15 protein-coding genes are annotated in these 19,387 nt (G+C 72.7%); 9 read left to right on the top strand and 6 right to left on the bottom strand.

What is annotated here, in order from left to right; genetic code table 11:
• Positions 1-221: 221 nt before the first annotated feature.
• From C1N81_RS28665 to C1N81_RS28650, 4 genes are all read left to right on the top strand, one after another.
• Positions 222-1,685, top strand: coding sequence for a GH1 family beta-glucosidase (locus C1N81_RS28665; protein WP_394433828.1), 1,464 nt, complete (start codon positions 222-224; stop codon positions 1,683-1,685).
• A gap of 161 nt (positions 1,686-1,846) precedes the next feature.
• On the top strand, positions 1,847-3,523 hold the full coding sequence (gene aspT / locus C1N81_RS28660; RefSeq protein WP_394433826.1) for an aspartate-alanine antiporter: 1,677 nt from the start codon (positions 1,847-1,849) through the stop codon (positions 3,521-3,523).
• A gap of 12 nt (positions 3,524-3,535) precedes the next feature.
• Positions 3,536-5,239 (top strand): aspartate-alanine antiporter, encoded by a 1,704-nt coding sequence (gene aspT, locus C1N81_RS28655; RefSeq protein ID WP_394433824.1) that lies wholly within the window; start codon positions 3,536-3,538, stop codon positions 5,237-5,239.
• A 51-nt stretch (positions 5,240-5,290) separates the two neighbouring features.
• Positions 5,291-6,949 (top strand): bifunctional aspartate transaminase/aspartate 4-decarboxylase, encoded by a 1,659-nt coding sequence (locus C1N81_RS28650; RefSeq protein ID WP_394433822.1) that lies wholly within the window; start codon positions 5,291-5,293, stop codon positions 6,947-6,949.
• 118 nt (positions 6,950-7,067) lie between these two features.
• Here C1N81_RS28650 and C1N81_RS28645 read toward each other — a convergent pair whose 3' ends face one another.
• The 3 genes from C1N81_RS28645 to C1N81_RS28635 form a co-directional block, all read right to left on the bottom strand.
• A complete protein-coding gene (locus tag C1N81_RS28645; protein WP_394433820.1) occupies positions 7,068-8,516 on the bottom strand; it encodes a cellulose binding domain-containing protein in 1,449 nt (482 codons plus the stop codon).
• 152 nt (positions 8,517-8,668) lie between these two features.
• On the bottom strand, positions 8,669-10,066 hold the full coding sequence (locus C1N81_RS28640; protein WP_394433818.1) for a sensor histidine kinase: 1,398 nt from the start codon (positions 10,064-10,066) through the stop codon (positions 8,669-8,671).
• Positions 10,063-10,782, bottom strand: coding sequence for a response regulator transcription factor (locus C1N81_RS28635; RefSeq protein ID WP_394433816.1), 720 nt, complete (start codon positions 10,780-10,782; stop codon positions 10,063-10,065). Before C1N81_RS28635 ends, C1N81_RS28640 begins: the two co-directional genes overlap by 4 nt.
• A gap of 186 nt (positions 10,783-10,968) precedes the next feature.
• Between C1N81_RS28635 and C1N81_RS28630 the strand changes: the two genes are divergently transcribed.
• Positions 10,969-11,547 carry a hypothetical protein gene (locus C1N81_RS28630; protein ID WP_394438304.1) on the top strand — a complete coding sequence of 193 codons (579 nt, stop codon included), beginning with the start codon at positions 10,969-10,971 and terminating at the stop codon, positions 11,545-11,547.
• 31 nt (positions 11,548-11,578) lie between these two features.
• Here C1N81_RS28630 and C1N81_RS28625 read toward each other — a convergent pair whose 3' ends face one another.
• The gene (locus C1N81_RS28625; protein ID WP_394433814.1) at positions 11,579-12,493 is read right to left on the bottom strand and encodes a spermidine synthase; all 915 of its coding nucleotides are present in this window, start codon (positions 12,491-12,493) and stop codon (positions 11,579-11,581) included.
• Positions 12,494-12,526: 33 nt separating this feature from the next.
• Positions 12,527-12,868, bottom strand: coding sequence for a hypothetical protein (locus C1N81_RS28620; protein WP_394438302.1), 342 nt, complete (start codon positions 12,866-12,868; stop codon positions 12,527-12,529).
• A 381-nt stretch (positions 12,869-13,249) separates the two neighbouring features.
• Here C1N81_RS28620 and C1N81_RS28615 point away from each other — a divergent pair, with 381 nt between their 5' ends.
• Positions 13,250-14,671, top strand: a complete 1,422-nt coding sequence (locus tag C1N81_RS28615) for a tetratricopeptide repeat protein (RefSeq protein ID WP_394433812.1) — start codon at positions 13,250-13,252, stop codon at positions 14,669-14,671.
• Positions 14,672-14,871: 200 nt separating this feature from the next.
• Here the strand turns inward: C1N81_RS28615 and C1N81_RS28610 are convergent, their stop codons facing one another.
• Positions 14,872-15,480, bottom strand: a complete 609-nt coding sequence (locus tag C1N81_RS28610; protein ID WP_394433810.1) for a histidine phosphatase family protein — start codon at positions 15,478-15,480, stop codon at positions 14,872-14,874.
• Positions 15,481-15,737: 257 nt separating this feature from the next.
• Between C1N81_RS28610 and C1N81_RS28605 the strand changes: the two genes are divergently transcribed.
• From C1N81_RS28605 to C1N81_RS28595, 3 genes are read left to right on the top strand one after another with little or no spacing between them, the layout of a single operon-like run.
• Positions 15,738-16,676, top strand: coding sequence for a phosphatase PAP2 family protein (locus C1N81_RS28605; RefSeq protein ID WP_394433808.1), 939 nt, complete (start codon positions 15,738-15,740; stop codon positions 16,674-16,676).
• Positions 16,603-17,796 (top strand): hypothetical protein, encoded by a 1,194-nt coding sequence (locus C1N81_RS28600; protein ID WP_394433806.1) that lies wholly within the window; start codon positions 16,603-16,605, stop codon positions 17,794-17,796. The genes C1N81_RS28605 and C1N81_RS28600 overlap by 74 nt, the downstream gene beginning before the upstream one ends.
• Positions 17,793-19,385, top strand: a complete 1,593-nt coding sequence (locus tag C1N81_RS28595; protein ID WP_394433804.1) for a hypothetical protein — start codon at positions 17,793-17,795, stop codon at positions 19,383-19,385. The genes C1N81_RS28600 and C1N81_RS28595 overlap by 4 nt, the downstream gene beginning before the upstream one ends.
• Positions 19,386-19,387 lie beyond the last annotated feature (2 nt).

Raw genomic sequence — 19,387 nt, 5'->3', positions numbered from 1 at the left:
GACCCGACGCGCCCCGTTCGCGGACACCGTCAAGCACCACCCGCGCGCCCGGACCCCAGCACCGCCAAGCACCACCAGGCGCGCCCCGACCCCAGCACCGTCAAACACCGACCCGCGCGCCCCAACCCCAGCACCGTCGAGAATTGATCCCGCGCGCCCGTCGCGGGCGCGCGGCCCGGCCCCCTTCTCCTCTGACCCCGAAACCCCATGGGAGCGCTTCCATGACCTCCGGCACCTCCGCCGCCCCCACCCCGGGCACCTCCGCCGCCCCTTCCGCGGCCGTCTCCTTCCCCAGCGACTTCGCGTGGGGCGCGGCCACCGCCGCGTACCAGATCGAGGGTTCGGCGACCGCCGACGGCCGCACCCCGTCCATCTGGGACACCTTCAGCCACACCCCGGGCAAGACCCTCGGCGGCGACACCGGTGACGTGGCCGTGGACCACTACCGCCGGCGCCCCGACGACGTCGCGCTGATGGCCGAACTCGGCCTGACCGCCTACCGGTTCTCGGTCTCCTGGTCGCGGGTGCAGCCCACCGGGCGCGGCCCCGCCGTCCAGCGCGGCCTCGACTTCTACCGCGGCCTCGTCGACGACCTGCTCGCCCGCGGCATCACCCCCGCCCTCACGCTCTACCACTGGGACCTCCCGCAGGAGCTGGAGGACGCGGGCGGCTGGCCGGTGCGCGAGACGGCCGAGCGGTTCGCCGAGTACGCGGCCCTGGTCGGCGAGGCGCTCGGCGACCGCGTCGAGATGTGGACGACCCTCAACGAGCCCTGGTGCAGCGCCTTCCTCGGCTACGGCTCCGGCGTGCACGCCCCGGGCCGCACCGACCCGGTCGCCGCCCTGCGCGCCGCCCACCACCTCAACCTCGGGCACGGACTCGCCGCCCAGGCGCTGCGCTCGGTGCTGCCCGCGCGGGCCCGCATCGGCATCAGCCTCAACCCCTCGGCCGTCCGCGCCAGGACCGAGGACCCGGCGGACCTGGACGCGCGGCGCCGGATCGACGCCCTCGCCAACCGGGTCTTCGCCGACCCGATCCTGCACGGCCACTACCCGGCCGACCTGCTCGCGGACACCGTGCGGCTCACCGACTGGTCCTTCGTCGCGGACACCGACCTCACCGCGATCCACCAGCCGCTGGACTTCCTCGGCATCAACTACTACCAGCCGACGGTGGTCTCGGCCCCGGACCCGGACGCCCCGGCGGGCCCGCGCTCGGACGGCCACGGCGCCTCCGACCACTCCCCCTGGCCCGGCTCCGAAGACATCGTTTTCCACCCGGCGCCGGGTGAGCGCACCGCGATGGGCTGGTCCGTCGACCCGACCGGCCTTCACGAGCTGCTCATGCACTACAGCGCGGAGGCCCCGGGCGTCGCGCTGTACGTCACGGAGAACGGTGTCGCCTACGACGACAAGCCCGGCCCGGACGGTTCGGTCCACGACCCCGACCGCATCCGCTACCTCGACGGCCACCTGCGCGCGATCCGCCGCGCGATCACCGAAGGGGCCGACGTCCGCGGCTACTTCCAGTGGTCCCTGATGGACAACTTCGAGTGGGCGTACGGGTACAGCAAGCGGTTCGGCCTGGTCTACATCGACTACGAGACGCAGCGGCGCACGCCGAAGTCGAGCGCGCGCTGGTACGCGCAGGCGGCCCGGAGCGGGGAGCTGCCGCCGCTGCCGTAGCCGCGCGCCCCGTGCGTCCCGCGCGCCCCACGCATCCCGCGCGTTCCCGGGGAGTACGCCGCGTCCGAGGGGAGTACGCCGTGTGGCGGAGCGGCGTACTCACCATTACGTTCCCGATATGACCCATTTCGCCCAGTTTGCCGCACGGTCCTGAGCCGCCCATGGGCGTCCTCAAGGAACACCCCGAACTCGTCCTGTTCCTCAGCCTCGCGCTCGGCTACCTCGTGGGCAAGGCACGCGTGGGGCCGCTCACACTCGGCGGTATCTGCGGCACCCTGATCGTCTCGCTGCTGCTCGGCGCCTGGACGAAGGCGCAGGTGTCGGACGACGTGAAGACGGTGTTCTTCGCGCTGTTCATCTTCGCCCTCGGCTACATGGCCGGACCGCAGTTCTTCCGCAACCTCAACAAGAAGAGCCTGCGCTTCTTCGTCCTGTGCGCCATCGAGCTGGTCTGCGTCCTCGGTATCGCCTTCACCCTGGCCAAGTGGTTCGACCTCGACGTCGGCACCGCGTCCGGCATCCTCGCGGGCGCGGCCACCGAGTCCGCGGTGGTCGGTACGGCCACGGAGTCGATCGGCAAACTGTCCGGCCTGACCTCGCAGCAGATCACCGAGTACCAGGGCAACGTCGCCACCGCGTACACCGTCTGCTACCTCTTCGGCCTGATCACCATCGTGCTGTACACGAGCCAGATCATGCCGATGCTGATGCGGATCAACCTGCGGGACTCCGCCCGTCAGCTGTGGGAGCGCACGCGCAGCAGCGGCTCCCTGGAGTCGGACGAGCGGCCCGCGCTGCCCGGCATGGTCGGCCGTACGTACCTGGTGACGACGGCCGACGGGCAGACCGTCGGCGCCCTGGAGTCCCGTCTGGACGAGCGGGTCACGATCGAGTCCGTGAAGCGCGGCAGCAAGGTCATGGCCGCCGACCCCGGCCTGGAACTGACCCTCTCCGACCTGGTCCTGGTGGTCGGCCGGCGGGCGCAGACCATCGAGGCGGGCCGCCTCATCGGCCCCGAGACTCCGGGCGTCCCGGGTCTCGACTCACCGCTCGCCACGGCGCAGGTGTCGGTGACCCGCAAGGAGGACGACGGCAAGACGATCGACCGCCTCCAGCGCGAGAACGACGAGTTCCTGAAGGACGGCGTCTACGTCACCGACGTCACCCGCGCCGACACCGACCTGCCCGCCACCGGTGACACGGTCGTGCACCGCGGTGACGTCCTCACCCTGGTCGGCGCCCGCTCGGGCCTGAACAAGCTGGTGGCGAAGCTCGGCTCGGTCGTCAGGAACGACTCCACGGACTTCATCTACCTCGGGCTCGGCATCGCGGCGGGTTCGCTGCTCGGCCAGGTCGTGGTCAAGTTCGGCAGCGTGCCGATGTCGCTCGGCACCGGCGGCGGCTGCCTCATCTCGGGGCTGCTGTTCGGCTGGTTCCGCTCGCGCAAGCAGACCTTCGGCGCGTTCCCGCCGCAGGCCGCGTCCACCATCAAGGACATGGGCCTCGCGGTCTTCATCGCCTGCACCGGCCTGGTCTCGGGCCCGCAGGCGTGGCCGCTGATCAAGCAGTACGGGGCGCTGCTTCCGTTCGCCGGGATCGCGATGGTGCTGATCCCCGCCACGCTCTCGCTGATCATCGGCCGCAAGCTGCTGAAGATCGAGCCGCCGCTCCTGATCGGCGCGATCGCGGGCCAGCAGTGCTCGACCCCGGCGATCACCGCCGTCACCCAGGTGGCGCAGTCGTCGGTGCCGATGCTGGGCTACACGATCACGTACGCCCTCTCCAACTTCCTGCTGCCGCTGACGGGCCCGGTGCTCGTCGGCATCCTCGGATCCTGAGGGGGCCCACCCGTGATCGACTTCCTCAACCGGAACATCTTCCAGCCCCACCCCGAACTGCTCGTCTTCATCACCGTGGCGATCGGCTTCCTCTTCGGGAAGATCCGCTACAAAGCCATCGCGCTCGGCGCCGTCACCGGCTGCCTGGTCGCGGGCCTGCTGCTCGGCGCGCAGTTCAAGGTCACGGTCGACGGAACGGTGAAGAACCTCTTCTTCACCATGTTCCTGTTCGCCCTCGGCTACAAGGTCGGCCCGCAGTTCTTCCGCGGCCTGAAGAAGGACGGCCTGCCGCAGGTGGTCAACGCCCTCGTCGTCTGCGTCACCGGCCTCCTCGTCTGCTGGGGCTTCGCCGCTCTCCTCGGCTACGGTCCCGGGCTCAGCGCCGGTCTGCTCGGCGGGGCCCTGACCCAGTCCGCGGTGATCGGTGTCGCGCAGGACGCCATCGGCAACCTGCCGGGCCTGTCCTCGGGCGCCGCCAAGAACGAGCAGAACCTCGTCGCCATCGGCTACGCGGTGACGTACCCCCTCGGCACCATCCTGTGCGCGATGCTGCTCGCCAACGTCCTGCCGAAGCTGTACCGCAAGGACCTCGCCGCCGAGTCCGCCGCCCTCGCCAAGGAGCTGGACGCGCCCGAGGACGACCCCGACCTGCACGAGGGCTACTACGAGGTCGTCCTGCGCGCCTACACGATCCAGCGCCCCGACATCGCCGGCCGTACCATCGACGACTTCGAGCGGCAGCAACAGCGGCTCGGCCACCGCATCTACCTGACCCGGGTCCGCCGCGACGGGCAGATCCTCGACCACGACCAGCACACGGTCCTGCGCGAGGGCGACGTCGTCGCGGTGAGCGCGCTGCGCGGGTCCCTGGTCGACTACGACGCCCGTACGCACATCGGGGCGGAGACCGACGACGTCGAACTGCTCGGCTACCGGACGGAGACGCTGCACGTCGTGGCCGCCGAGCAGGCGCAGCTCGGCCGCACCATCGGTGACCTGCGCAAAGAACCGTTCATGGTCGGCGTCTACATCGACAAGGTGTACCGGTCGGGGGCCGAGTTCCCCTACCGGCTCACCACGAAGGTCGAACGCGGCGACACGCTCGTCCTGACCGGCCCGAAGCGGCTGGTCGACCCGGCGGGCAAGGCGCTCGGCAAGCCGGTGCCCACCTCGTTCGCCACGGACATGATCTGGGTCGGGCTCGGCATCTTCCTCGGCGGCTGCATCGGTATCCCGGCGCTCACCGCGGGCGGCGTGCCCATCTCGCTCTCCACGTCCGGCGGCGCGCTCATCATGGGCCTGGTCTTCGGCTGGATCCGCGGCAAGTACCCGACGTTCGGCAATGTGCCGCCGGGCGCCCAGTGGTTCATGGACACGCTCGGCCTGTGCCTGTTCGTCGCGGTCGTCGGCATCAACGCGGGCCCGAGCTTCACCTCCGGTCTGTCGTCGGCCGGCTGGGGCCTGCTGATCTTCGGCGCGGTCGCGACGGTGATCCCGCTGATCGTCGGCTTCCTCGTCGGCCACCACATCCAGAAGATCCGCTTCCCGATCCTGATGGGCGTCCTCGCGGGCGGCCAGACCACGACGGCCGCGATCGGCGCCATCAACGAGGCGTCGAGATCCCAGGTCCCCACGCTCGGCTACACCATCCCGTACGCCGTCGGCAACGTCCTGCTGACCATCTGGGGCGCCGTGATCGTCCTCCTCCACCACTGAGCACCGCCAGCACCGCCAGCACCGCCGTTTAGGAACAGGAAGCAGAGGCCCATGCCCAAGTCGAGCCTGACCCGCGAACAGATCCGGCAGTACGCGCAGCTCTCCCCCTTCGAGCTGAAGAACGTCTTCATCGACCTCGCCAAGGAGGCGCAGGCCGACCAGCCGGGCCAGAAGGGCAAGTCGAACGTCCAGATGCTCAACGCGGGGCGCGGCAACCCGAACTGGGTCGCGACCGGCCCCCGCGAGGCGTTCTACGCGCTCGGCTACTTCGCCCTGGAGGAGTCACGCCGCGTGTGGACGGCCGACAACCTGGGCGGTATGCCCGAGGTGCGGGGCTCCTACGAGCGTTTCGACACCTTCGTGCGGCGCCACCCGGACCTGCCCGGCATCGACCTGCTCGCGCAGTGCGTCCAGCTCGGCATCCAGCGCTTCGGCTTCGGCAAGGACTCGTTCGTGCACGAGCTGACGGACAGCTCCGTCGGCGACAACTACCCGGTGCCGGACCGCATCCTCCCGCACGTCCAGGACATCGTCCGCGGCTACATCGCCGACGAGATGTTCGCGAAGAACCCGCCCCCCGGCGACTTCTCGTACTTCGCGACCGAGGGCGGCACCGCCGCCATGTGCTACATCTTCGACTCGCTGATGAAGAACGGCATCCTGCACAAGGGCGACAAGATCGCCCTGATGGTCCCCGTCTTCACGCCGTACATCGAGATCCCCGAGCTGGACACCTACGAGTTCGACGTCACCTACGTCCAGGCCAGCATGTTCGCCGAGGCGGGTGTGCGCGAGTGGCGCTACCCGGAGCACGAGGTCGAGAAGCTGGCCGACCCGGAGATCAAACTGGTCTGCCTGGTCAACCCGTCGAACCCGCCCTCGCTCGCCCTGTCGCAGCGCGTCGCGGACCAGATCAAGGACATCGTCGCGACGAAGAACCCGAACCTGCTCCTCGTCACCGACGACGTGTACGGCACTTTCGTCGAGGGCTTCCGCTCCATCGCCGCGGACCTGCCCCGCAACACGCTCCTCGTCTACTCCTACTCCAAGCACTACGGCTGCACCGGCTGGCGGCTCGGGGTGATCGGCCTGCACGACGACAACGTGATCGACGAGCTGCTCGCGAACCTCCCGGCCGCCGAGAAGGAGCGCCTGAACAAGCGCTACGGAACGCTCACCCTGGAGCCGGAGAGGATCAGGTTCATCGACCGCCTGGTCGCCGACTCGCGCCAGGTGGCCCTCAACCACACGGCGGGCCTCTCCCTCCCCCAGCAGGTCATGCTCAGCCTGTTCTCGCTCTTCGACCTCCTGGAGGAGGGGCAGGAGTACAAGCTGCGCATCCGCGAGATCGTCCAGCGGCGCCTCGAACTCCTCCTCGAAGGCGCCCACATGAAGATCGCGGACGATCCGCACCGCGCGGCGTACTACATCGAACTGGACCTGCTCGCCCAGGCCGAGCTGGAGCACGGCGCGGAGTTCGCCCAGTTCCTGGAGCGCGAGTACGAGCCCGTGGACCCGCTCTTCCGCCTCGCCCGCCAGACCGGCGTCGTCCTGCTGAACGGCGGCGGCTTCGAGGGCCCGGAATGGTCCGTCCGCGTCTCCCTCGCCAACCTGGACGACCTGGACTACCTGAAGATCGGCCACCATCTCCGGGCGATCTTCGACGCTTACGCGCAGGAGTGGCGGGCGGCGACCGGCCCCCGGCAGTGACCCGGACATGACCGCAGCCCCGGCCGGGTGGGGGGACCTACCTGAAGGTCTCCGGCCGGGGCTGGGCCCCCGTTGTCCGAGATGGCTTACTGGCCTACTGGCCTACCGGCCTACTGGCCTACTTGAACGCGGCGAACGCCTTCTGGAACGCGTTCGCGCTCTGCTCGATCGAGCTGCACGTCGGCTGCGCCGAGTTGGTGGCGCCGCCGGGGCACGCCTTGTCGCGGGTCGCGGACCACATGGAGAGGCCGCCCAGGCCCTTGGCCTTCGCGAAGGAGACGAGCTGCGTGGCGTCGTCGACCTTGAAGACCTCCGAGGCGACGTCGTTGACGCCGATCATCGGGGTGATGGCGACGGCCTTCCAGGCGGCGGCGTCCGAGAGGCCCAGGGCGCTCTTGATCTGGGCCTGCGTCGCGGTCGCGGCCTGCTCGGCGTACGTGCCCATGTCGCCGCTGTAGGAGGCGCCGTAGTCCATCGCCATGATGTTGACGAGGTCGGTCGTGACGCCGTTCGACTTGGCGTTCTTCAGGAAGTTCACGCCGTCCGAGGTCAGGCCCTCCGGCATGACGGGCAGCGTGAAGGAGACGTTCAGCTTCGGGTTGTTCTTCTGGAGCGTGGCGATCGCCTGGGCCCGCTTGGTGTTGGCGGCCGTGTCCGGCAGTGCGGCGCCCTCGATGTCGAAGTCGACCTTGGTGAGCTTGAACTGGTCGATGACCTTCTGGTACGCCGCCGCGAGGTCACCGGCGGACGAGCAGGCCAGGCCCAGCTCCGTGCCGGACGCGCCGCCGAACGACACGCGCACGTCGCCGCCCGCCGAGCGCAGGGCGCCGATCTGCGCGGCCACCTCGTCGCCGCCGAGGTCGGTGACGCCGCCCCACTTCGGGGCGCAGGTCCCGCCGGAGGTGATGAAGGCGAGGTTGTACTCCTTGACGCCGGTGGCCTTGGAGGAGGCGACCAGGTCGAACTTCGGGTAGAGGGACGTGTCCACGTACGGGGCGAACCCGGCCCCGGCGGTCGTGCCCGAGCCCGTGCCCGTACCGGTGGACGGTGCGTCCGTCGGCTCCGAGGTCGGCTCCGACGTGGGCGTGGAGGTGGGCGCGTCCGTCGGGCGGCCGCTCGGCTCCGGCGCCGGCTCGCCGCCGTCGACCGAGCACTTCGCGTCGTTGATCAGACAGCCGGTCGGGTCCGCGTCGCCGGAGACGACGAAGCCGACGGTGACGGACTTGCCGGGCGCGATGCCCTGCTTGTCCCAGGCGGCGGGGACCACGGTGACGTGCGAGCCGCTGACCTTCGACTCGGCGTTCCACAGCGAGCTGAGCTTGGCGCCCGACGGCAGGTCGAACTCGAGGGTCCAGCCGGACTGCGCCTTGTCCGTGTCGTTGGTGACGACGTACTGGCCGGTGTAGCCGCCGGACCAGCTGCTGGTCTTCGTGTACGCGGCGCCGACCGAGGCCGCCGACGCGCTGGACGCGAAGACGAACGCGCCGCCGCCCACGACAGCCGCCGCGACGATGCCGCCTATCGCCTTGTTCCTGCCGCTGACCCTGCGCCGGTGCGTGCTGCTCATTCGCGTGCCTGCCTTAGCTGTACGGATGTACCGAGGTACGGGTGGGGGTTGGTGCTGCGGCAGCACGCTAGCGGCCCCGAACCCGTCAATCCGGGCAAGCCGGACGGCAGTTGTGGATCTTAGGGTTGGCTTAAGGAAGGGATCGGGAGCGGTTAATGGTCACGGGCGGCGACCGGGGCGCGGCCGCCCCTGCGCTCCCTGCCGCCCCGGTGCCCCCGGCCTCGGCGGCCGCCCTCGCGCGGCCCGCGCCCGTGGAGCTGCACCCAGATCCGCACCTCGGTGCCGCCGAGCACGGACGAGCCGATGCGGACGTCGCCGCCGGTCGACTCGGCGAGGCGGCGCACGATGTCCAGGCCGAGCCCGGTCGAGCCGTCGCTGCCCGAGCCCTTGCCGCGCGCCATCGCCGCCTCCGGGTCGAGGATGCCGGGCCCCGCGTCGGAGACGAGCACGATCACGGCGTCCTCCCCGCTGTGCACGTCGACCGCGAACGCCGTGCCCTCGGGCGTGTGCCGGAAGACGTTGCCGAGCAGCGCGTCGAGGGCCGCCACCAGGTCGCCGCGCGCCACCGGGATGCGGACCGGCCGGTCGACGCCGGCGACCCGCACCTTGCGGTCCTCGTCCTCGGCGAGTGCCGACCAGAAGTCCATGCGTTCCCGGATCACCTCGGCGGCGTCGCAGCCCGCGCCGGGTCCGGCCGCCGCCGTCTGCGGCTTGGCGTCCCGCGCCGTCCGGATGATGGTGTCGACCTCGCGCTCCAGCTGCGCGACCGCGACGCGGGTCTGCTCGGCGGCGGTGCCCTCGCCGAGCGAGGCCGCGTTGAGCCGGAGCACGGTCAGCGGGGTGCGCAGCCGGTGCGACAGGTCCGCCGCCAACTCCCGCTCGTTGGCCATGAGTTGCACGACCTGGTCCGCCATCGAGTTGAACGCGACCGCCGCGAGCCGCAGCTCCGTCGGCCCGTCCTCCGGGACCCGCGCGCCGAGCCGCCCCTCCCCCAGCTCGTGGGCAGCGCTCACAAGGCGCTGCGCGGGCTGCACCATCCGCACCCCGAGCCGGTCCGCCACCGCGACCGAGCCGATGATCAGCGCGATGCCGACGCCCGCGAGCACGACCCACGCGGTCGTCACGCCGTTGGTGACCTCGGCCTCGGGCACGTACACCTCGACGACCGCGATCTTCCCGCTGCTGACCGCGATCGGCTGGAGCCACACGGACCCGCCGGGCACGTCGTCGATCCTGGCGCGCCTGATGTCCAGCTTGTCCGCCGAGACCCGCTGCTCGCCGAGCCGGATCGCGGGCTTGCCGCCGGCCGCCGGCACGTACACCGACATCCGGTCCTCGCCGCCGGTCTGCGCGGTGGCGAGGGCGCGGGCGAGTTCGTCGCGGTCGGTGGTGATCGAGAGGGTGGGCTGGATGGCGGCGGCGGTCCGTTCGGCGTTGGAGAACGCCCGGTCGCGCGCCATCTCCTTGATGACGAGCCCGAGCGGCACGGCGAACGCCACCACCACCATCGTCGTCACCGCAAGGCACACCTTGACCAGCGCCCACCTCATGGCGCGGACCCCGGCCGCTCCGGACCGGCGTACGGCGGTTCGAGCTTCACGCCGACACCCCGCAGCGTGTGCAGATAGCGCGGCCGTGCGGCCGTTTCGCCCAGTTTCCGCCGCAGCCACGACAGATGGACGTCGATGGTCTGGTCGTCCCCGTAACTCTGCTGCCACACCTCGGCGAGCAGCTCCTTGCGCGGGACGACGACGCCGGGGCGCTCCGCGAGGAACGCGAGCAGGTCGAACTCGCGGCGGGTCAGGTCGAGCCGCGCGCCGTCCAGTTCGGCCTGGCGGCGCAGCGGGTCGATGGACAGGCCGCCGACCCGGAGGATCCGCGACGGCGGTTCGGCGCTCGTGCTGCTCCGGGCGCGGCGCAGCACGGCGGCCATCCGCGCCGCGAGGTGCTCGGGCGAGAAGGGCTTGGTGAGGTAGTCGTCGGCGCCGTCGTTGAGCAGCCGGACGATCTCCGCCTCGTCGTCCCGCGCCGTCGCGATGATCACGGGTACGTCGGTGATGCCCCGCAGCATCTTCAGCGCCTCCGACCCGTCCAGGTCGGGCAGACCGAGATCGAGGATCACCACGTCGAACCGGAGATGGGCGACCTCGCGCAGCGCCTCCAGGGCCGTGCCGACACTGCGCACGGTGTGCGCGGCGTCGGTCAGGTGCCGGATGAGGGCGGAGCGCACGAACTGGTCGTCCTCGACCACGAGCACACTTGCCATGGGCCGCACCGTACGCCATACGGCTGATCTCGGTCCCCGCCCGGGTGACCACGGGCTCCGTGGGACAGACGCGCGGGGCGTGGTGCAGTATGGCCCGCGATGCGACCGACCCGACCGACGCCCCCGACGCGCCCCACGCCCCCCGAACCGCCCGAACCGCTGGACGTCCCCCGGACGCCGCGCCCGATGCGGCGCGGCCTGGTGCACTCGGTGGCGTGGCTGTGCGCGACCGGGGCGGCGGTGACGCTGTCGTGGTGGGGCGTGCACACGGTGATGTCGGGCACGGCGTACGACCCGCCGCGGGCGCTGCCGGTGGCCGGGGCCGACGCGTCCGACGGGGCGCTGCCGGTCTCCTCGTCCACGCACCGCCCGGAGCCGTCGCCGCCCGCGACCTCGTCCGGCCCGTCCGCGAAGCCCTCGGCGCACCCGTCCTCGAAACCGTCGGGGTCGGCGCCGGGGCCCGGGGCGGGCACGGGCTCGGGGAGCACCCCGTCGTCCCCGCCTCCCTCCGCCTCCTCGCAGCCGCCGGGCACCGCCTCGTCCGGGACCGTGAAGAGTTACGAGACCGCGGGCGGCCGTGCCGTGTTCGACCTCGGCGACACGTCGGCGACGCTGGTCTCCGCGACGCCGAACAGCGGCTGGTCGGTGCAGGTGTGGAGGCAGACGACGTGGATCCGGGTCGAGTTCAGCGCCGGGGAGCAGCGGGTGTCGGTGTTCTGCACATGGCACGACCACCGGCCGTCCGTGGAGATCGCGACGTACTGAACGGCCCGTGCACCCCGGGTCCGGGTCCGGGTCAGCGGAAGACGGACGGCGGCGGCGCCGGTGACGCCTTCGCGGAGGCGTCCGTGACCGGCGCCGCGCCGCCCGCGAAGTCCAGCAGCGCGCGCCCGTGTTCGACCCGCCCGGCATGGGGATCGCCCGCCGCGCGCCGGGTGAGGTCCGCCACCGGCAGGGGCCGCCCCGACGCCACCAGGATCGCGTTGCCGAACCGTCTGCCGCGCAGCACGGCCGGGTCGGCGATCAGCGCGAGTTCGGGGAAGAGCGCCGAAGCGGTGGCGATCTGGGCGCGCAGATACGCCAGCGGCGGCCCGTCGGCGACGTTCGCGACGTAGGTCCCGCCGGGCCGCAGCACGCGCCGCACCTCGCCGAGGAACTCGCCGGTGGTGAGGTGGGCCGGGGTGCGGGCCCCACTGAACACGTCCGCGACCAGCACGTCCGCCCAGGCGTCGGGGAGCTTGGCGAGCGCTTCGCGCGCGTCCGCCGTACGGACCCGGATCCGGGCGCCAGGATCCAACGGGAGATTTTCACGGACGAGTTGGACGAGCGGCCCGTCCCGCTCGACGATCTGCTGGGTGGAGCGCGGCCGGGTCGCGGCGACGTAGCGGGCCAGCGTGAAGGCGCCGCCGCCGAGGTGCACGGCCTGCACGGGGCGGCCGGGCTCCGCGGCGAGGTCGAGGACGTGGCCGATACGGCGCTGGTACTCGAAGGCGAGGTGCGCGGGGTCGGCGAGGTCGACGTGCGACTGCGGGGCGCCGTCCAGGGACAGCGTCCAGCCCGAGGGCCGGTCGCGGTCGGGTATCAGCTCGGCGAGACCACCGTCGACATCGCGCACGACGGGCTCACGGGCGCCCCGGCCGCCCTTGCCGCTCCCCCTCGGACCCCCCTTGCCGCCCTTGGTGTCCCCTTGCTTCCCGCGTGACCTGGCCATTCCGCCATTATCCGCACCGGGTGACGGTACGGCTCAGCGGCAGTTGTCCGCCGCTTCGATGAGCCGGGCCGCCTCGTCGAGCGCGGCACGCAGCGCGGCGGGGTCGGTGACCAGGTCGTCCTCGCCCGCGCCCGCCGGGGCCGGGGGCAGCAGCCAGCCGGTGCCCTCGACCGGCGGCGCGAGGGAGAGGCCCCGCCCCACGGTCTGCGTACAGGCGCTGCCGGGCAGGTCCCAGCCGTCGGCGGTGCCGGGCGGGACGAGGAAGCCGAGGGTGTCGCCGCCGCCGTCGTGCAGGACCGGGCCGACCGGGTCCGCGCTGGCACGGCGCAGGATGTCGACGGCCTCCAGGCCCTGCCGGGAGCCCACGGTCACCAGGTCGCAGGCGCCGGGCGGCTGCTCTCCGTGACCCTCGGTCTCCGGGGCAAGCTGTGGCGTCGTGGGTTGTGAGGCGTCCAACACGTCGGCCCCTCCTCGCTTCTCGCGTACGTGGCACTCGTGCCCGTGGGGTATCGCCAATGGGTTCAACGCCCGGCGGCGTCAACGGCAACGGCGGCGCGCCGCCGCAAAGGATGGCAGTTCATGGCAGATCAAGGGTGAGATATCCGGTTTGTAGCCAAACGCTGTGTGTCGACACCGTCACTGCCGGTATCTTCGAGCCTCGCCGGACATGAGGGGCGACGGACCGCGGGCGGCACGGAAACCCGAGATCCAAGGCCCCTTAGGTGTCCGGCACGGTTCGCACGGGAGGACCCGCCCATGACGTCGTCTCCGTCGGTCCCGGACGCTCCGGCACCGCGCTCCCCGCGGCCGAATCTCGCCTTCCGGCGGCTGCGCGGCCGGCGCTCACCGGGCGAGTTCGCGGCCGCCGTGCGCCGCGCGGCCCGCGACATCGGCGAGTGCGTCAGCTGCGACGCGCGCTACATCGGCCGCGTCGAGTCCGGCGCCATCCGCTGCCCCAACTACGCGTACGAGCGGGTGTTCCTGCACATGTTCCCCGGCCGCTCCCTCACCGACCTGGGATTCGCGCCCCGCGCCTCGGTACGGGGCCGGAGCGCGCGCCCGGAGACCGAGAGCCCCCGCGGCCCCGGAGACCCCGAAGTTCCTGAGCACACGCACCACGAGGAGAGCGACGTGCGGCGTCGCGCATTCATGGCCGGCATGACCGGCTCGACGGCCACGGTCGCCGTCACCACCCTGTCCCCCTTCGCCACCCCGGCCTTCGCCGCGCCACCCCCCGCCGTACCCGGGGACGCCCCCTTCGGCCACCCACTCGAACGGCACTCCGCGCGCACCGGCGCCCGCGCCGTGGAGGACGCGATCCTGCGCATCCGGCTCCACGACGACCGGCACGGCGCCGACGGCCTCTACCGGCGGGCCGCGGAACCCCTGCGGACCGCCTTCGAACTGCTCGACGCGGGCACCGCGCAGCGTGACCTCGCCGACCGGCTCCAGGCGGGCGCGGGCGAACTGGCCATCTCCGTCGGCTGGCTCGCCCACGACTCCGGCCGCTTCGACGACGCACGCTCCCACTACGCGGAGGCGCTCGCCACGGCGCGCATGACCGGGGACGAGGCCCTTGAGGCGCACGCCTTCTGCAACACCGCGTTCCTCGCCCGCGACGCCGGGCGCCCCCGCGAAGCCGTACGGGCCGCGCAGGCGGCGATGCGGGTGGCCGCGCCGCTCGGCTCGCCCCGGCTGCTCTCGCTGCTCGCGCTGCGCGAGGCGGGCGGCTGGGCCGGGCTCGGCGACCGCGCCACCTGCGAACGGTCCCTGGCCCAGGCCCAGGCCCTCTTCGCCCGCGGGGTCTGCGACGCCGACCCCGACTGGATGACGTTCTACGGCGAGGCCGAGCTCGAAGGCCTCGAAGCCCAGTGCTGGTCCGCGCTCGGCTCCTGGCACCGCGCCGCCCGGCACGCCCGCCGCGCCGTCGCCCTCCAGGACCCGCACTTCACCCGCAACATCGCCCTCTACACCGCCGAACTCGCCGACGACCTGGCCCGCGCGGGCCGCCCCGACGAAGCCGCGGCCGCGGGGTCGCGGGCCCTGGGGCTGCTCCGTGACGTCCGGTCCTCGCGGATCGAGGCGATGCTCGGCGCGACGGCGCGCGTCCTCCTGCCCCACCGGCGCTCGGGCGGCGTCTCAGGGTTCCTGGAAGCCCACGCGACGTCCCGACGGTAGCTGTCCGGTGAAGCGCCCTCGACTCTCGTCGTGGCTGGTCGCGCAGTTCCCCGCGCCCCTAAACGGCGCACTTCGTGCGCCGCTCATGGGGCTGCGGCGAAGCCGCACGCTCCAGGGGCGCGGGGAACGGCGCGACCAGCCACGACGAGACGCGCACCCGCCGACGAACCGGCCCCCCACGGCGAGGAAGCGATCCCGGCTCAGCCCACCGCCAGGTGCCCCGTCTCGTTCCAGCTCACCAGCGCCGCCTCCCCATAAGCCCACCCGAGCTCCGACAGCGACGTCGGATTGAGCCGGATCCGCGCCGCGAAGGCGACCGGCATCCCGAGCCACCGCGCGGCGATGGCCCGCAGGATGTGCCCGTGCGCGAAGAGGAGGAGGTCCCGGTCGCCGCGGTCGGCGGAGCGGGCGTACGCGACGACCTCGTCGGCGCGGGCGGTGAGCTGGTCGAGGGTCTCGCCGTCGGGGACGCCGTCGCGCCAGATGAACCAGCCGGGGCGCCGCTCCTGGATCTGGGCGGGGGTGAGGCCCTCGTACGCGCCGTAGTCGAACTCCATGAGCGCGTCCCAGGCGGTGGCCCGCTGCCCGAACCCGGCGAGTTCGCAGGTCTCGGCGGCACGGATCAGCGGGGAGGTGCGGACCTCGGCGTCGGGGAGGCCGTGGTGGGGCGCGCCGTGCAGCCGCTCGCCGAGGAGCTTGGCGCCGCGCCGCCCCTCGTCGAGGAGCGGGATGTCCGTTCTGCCCGTGTGCCGTCCGGACTGGGACCATTCGGTCTGTCCGTGCCGGGCCAACAGAATGCGCGGTGCCATGCGGGGACCTTTCACGACTGCATGCGTCCGTAGCGACAGGACGAGCGAGAGGACGTACGGGGTGAACAAGGGACGAAGAGGCGGCGCTGCCCCGTCCATCATCGCGTAACCGGATTGGGCGCCGCTCCTCGGGCAACCCGGTGGCTGATCTCGACGTCTACGAGGGTCAGGGGTCAGCCGCGCGGCACCCCGCGTACACCTTAGGGTGGGCAATGTGGCCGGAGGCCGCCGGACGAGGAAGAGGGGGAGCGGCCCGAATGTCGCAGATCGACCACGCACCACGCACGGAGGCGACACCCGCTGTGCGGCTCCGTTGGTGGACCGAGCTGCCGCTGATCCTCCTCGTGTACGGCGCGTACTCGGCGGGCCGGCTGCTCGCCCGGGGCGATGTGAACACGGCCGTCGACCACGGTCTGGCGATCCTGCGGGCGGAGAAGGCGGTCCGCCTGAACCTCGAACATCCGCTGAACCGTCTCTTCACCCGTGAGCCCTGGATCGGCGTCCCCGCCGACTTCTGGTACGCCTCGCTGCACTACGTGGTCACCCCGGCCATCCTGATCTGGCTCTTCCGGCGCCGCGCGCATCTGTACCGCGCGGCCAGGACCTGGCTGATGACGTCGACGCTGATCGGCCTGATCGGCTTCACGCTGCTGCCGACGTGTCCGCCGCGGCTGCTGAGCGCGGGCCACGGCTTCGTCGACACGATGGCGCAGTACAGCTCGTACGGCTGGTGGGGCGGCGCGGCCAGCGCGCCCAAGGGGCTCGGCGGGATGACCAACCAGTACGCGGCGATGCCGAGCCTGCACGTCGGGTGGGCGCTGTGGTGCGGGATCATGCTGTGGCGCAACGGCCGGAACCCGTATGTGAAGGCCGCCGGTGTCGCCTATCCGCTGATCACCACGATCGTCGTCATGGGCACGGCCAACCACTACTTCTTCGACGCGCTCGCCGGTGCCGCCGTGATGGGCGTGGGCCTGCTGCTCACCAAGCCGGTCATGCGGGTCGCGGCGCGGGTCAGGGACCGGGTGAACGCGGTCCTCGTGAACGGGGTGCGGGCCGGTTCCGCCGCCCCTTCCGCCACTCGTTCCTCGATTGTCAGTGGAGAGTGCCAGACTTCGGCGGGTGAGCGAATACCCCGACAGCGCAAGGCCGCCGCGCACGACACCGGTGACGGGGCTGCGGCACCGGCTCGCTGAGCTGCGCGGCCCGGACCATCAGCCGCGCCCGCTGGACGCCCGCGCCCTGGCGGCGCTCGCGGCGAACCCGGGCTGTGACAGACGTGCGCTGCTCGACGGCGCCGGGGTGGACAAGGCCGCGCTCGCGGACGCGCTCGGGGCCCCCTCGGGGTTCGGACAGTCCCAGTTCGCTCTGGCGCGCGGCAATGTGTTCGAGGCACGGGTGAAGGCGGACGGCGGCGCCCAGCTGCTGCGCCTCGTCCACGCGCGCGTGGACGGCGATGCCCCCGAGCCGGCCCCCGATCTCGTCCGCGCCCCCGATCTGACGGCGGCCGGGCCCGAGGGCCGTACCGCGCGGACCGCGCTCGCGCTGCGGGAGGCGGTGGCGGCGCCGGGCACCTGGACGTTCCTCGACCATCCGATGCTCGCGCTCGACGTGGCGGGCAGCCCCGCCTTCCTGGAACCCGACGCGGTGGTCGTGCACCCGGACGGTTCCTGGACCGTCGTCGAGATCAAGTCCTTCCCGATGATCGACGGCGCGGCGGACGCGGCGAAGGTCGGCGCGGCGGCCCGCCAGGCGGCGGTGTACGTGCTGGCCCTGGAGGAGGTAGCGGCCCGCCTTCCCGACAGCGGCGTACGCGTGCGGGAGCGGGCCGTCCTGGTCTGCCCCAAGGACTTCTCCAACCTCCCGGCCGCCTCCGCCGTCGACGTCCGCAAGCAGCTGTCGGTCACGCGCCGCCAGCTGCGCCGTCTCACGCGGATCGAGGACATCGCGGCGCAGCTGCCGCCCGGCACCGTCCTCGACCCGGACCGGCCCGCCGCCGAGCTGACCGCCGCCGTCGAGTCGGTGCCCGCCACGTACGCGCCGGAGTGCCTGGCCGCGTGCGAGCTGGCGTTCCACTGCCGCGCGCGCTCCCGCGCCGAGGGGGCGGTGACGTCGCTCGGCAGGGCGCTCCGTGCCGAACTGGGCGGCCTGACCACGGTGGACGCGGTGCTCGCGGCGGCCCACGGCGAGACGGGCGACCCGGCCGACCCGACGGTGGCGGCGCTGCGCCGTGCGGCGGCTCTGCGGGCCGAGGCGCTCGACATGGCCGAGTCGGCGCAGGGCGCGGCCCGGCCGTTCGAGGGGGCGGCCCCGTGAGCCTCATCAACCACCTGGCCCGGCTGGAAGCCACCAGTTCCGGGCGGGCCCAGCCCATCGCCACCGTCCGGCACCGGCACCTGTCGCAGCGGCCGCTGGTCCTCGTGCCGCTGACGACCGCGGGCGAGACCGGCGCCCCGCTCGGCGCCCTCGTCGGCACCGAGCGCACCTCGCCGCGCCTCCTGGTCGTGCCCCAGCCGCGCGACCGCGACCTGCGTTTCGCGTTCCTGACGCGGCTCGCCGAGACGGTCCTGCCGTACGTCGACGGGTTCGCGGCGGACGTCGAGGCCGCCGAGCGCAGCGAGACCGACCCGGAGACCGGCAAGAAGGTCAAGGTCGAGGTCGAGCTGTGCGCGGACGCGCCGCAGATCATCGTGCCGAGCCGCGCGGGCATCGACCTCGTCCGCCTGCTCGGCCGCTCCATGCGGTTCCGCCGCACCGCCGAGCAGGACCCGGAGACGCCGTACCCGGCGCCGCCGCACGTGCCGCTGCTCGGCCGCTGGCTGACGCACTTCGGGGAGCGGGCGCGCGTCCCGGGCTCCTCCCTCCTGCTCGCCATGACGGACCTGCTGTCCCGGCACTGGGCGACGGGCCAGTCGAGCCTGGAGGACCAGCACCTGGGCGCGCTGCTCGCCTGGATCACCGCCCCGGAGGGCAGCTCGGGCGCCGAGGCCGCGCTCCGGGCCGAGCTGGGCCGGGGCCAGGACGGCCAGCTCTTGTGCCCTCCGGCGGGGCCCGCCACCGACCCCGCGTTCGACAACAAGCTGCTCGCGCCGGCGATCGAGCGCTACGACCGGGCCCGTACACGCCTGGCGGCGACCGAGGACGCGGTCGAGGCCGACGGGCGGCTCGCCGAACTCACCGCCGCCGAGCGGGAGATCCACCGCCTGGTCGAGTCCCGTACCCGGCCCACCTGGGACGCGGTCTGGCGCGGCCTCGACCTGCTGTGCACGCTGCCCGAGGGGCCGCGCGCGGCGGAGCGCTGGACGCGGGACCGCTGGTCGTTCACCGGGCACCGGGACCGGGTGGCGGCGGGCGAGCCGCCGCAGCCGCGCCGCGACGACGCGGTGACGGCGGCGAACAAGCTGGCCACGCGCGAGCGCGAACAGGCCCGTCTCGACGCGCAGGAGGCGCTCGACGACCCGCTGGTGATGGCGGGCCGGCGGCTGTCCGGGGAGGCGTTCGCGGGCGAGGTGACCGAGGTCGTCGCGGCGTACAACGACAAGAAGCGGCCGCGCCCGCTGGTCACGGTCCGCACCGACGACCGGCCGCACCTCGGCGAGCGCGTGAAGGTGTTCCGCTCGCTCGACGGCAAGCCGCAGACCGCCGAGTTCGTCGCGTACGAGAGCGAGGCGCGGGACGCGGTCGTGCTGCGGGTGCTCGACAAGATGGGGCGCGGCAAGGAGCCCGAGGAAGGGTCCCTGCCGCGGAAGGGCGACCGGGTCTGCTGGACGCTGTTCGAACACGAGCAGCGCGGCGGGCCCAAGCTGCCGGACCCCGAGGAGACGCCCTGGACGCACGGCGGCCCGCCCGGCGCCGAGCCGAACGGACCGATGCCGGACGCCGTGACCTCGGAGGACATCCTGTGACC

The sequence above is a fragment of the Streptomyces sp. SGAir0957 genome (genome assembly GCF_043523415.1).
This window is presented reverse-complemented; position numbering and strand designations above follow the sequence as displayed.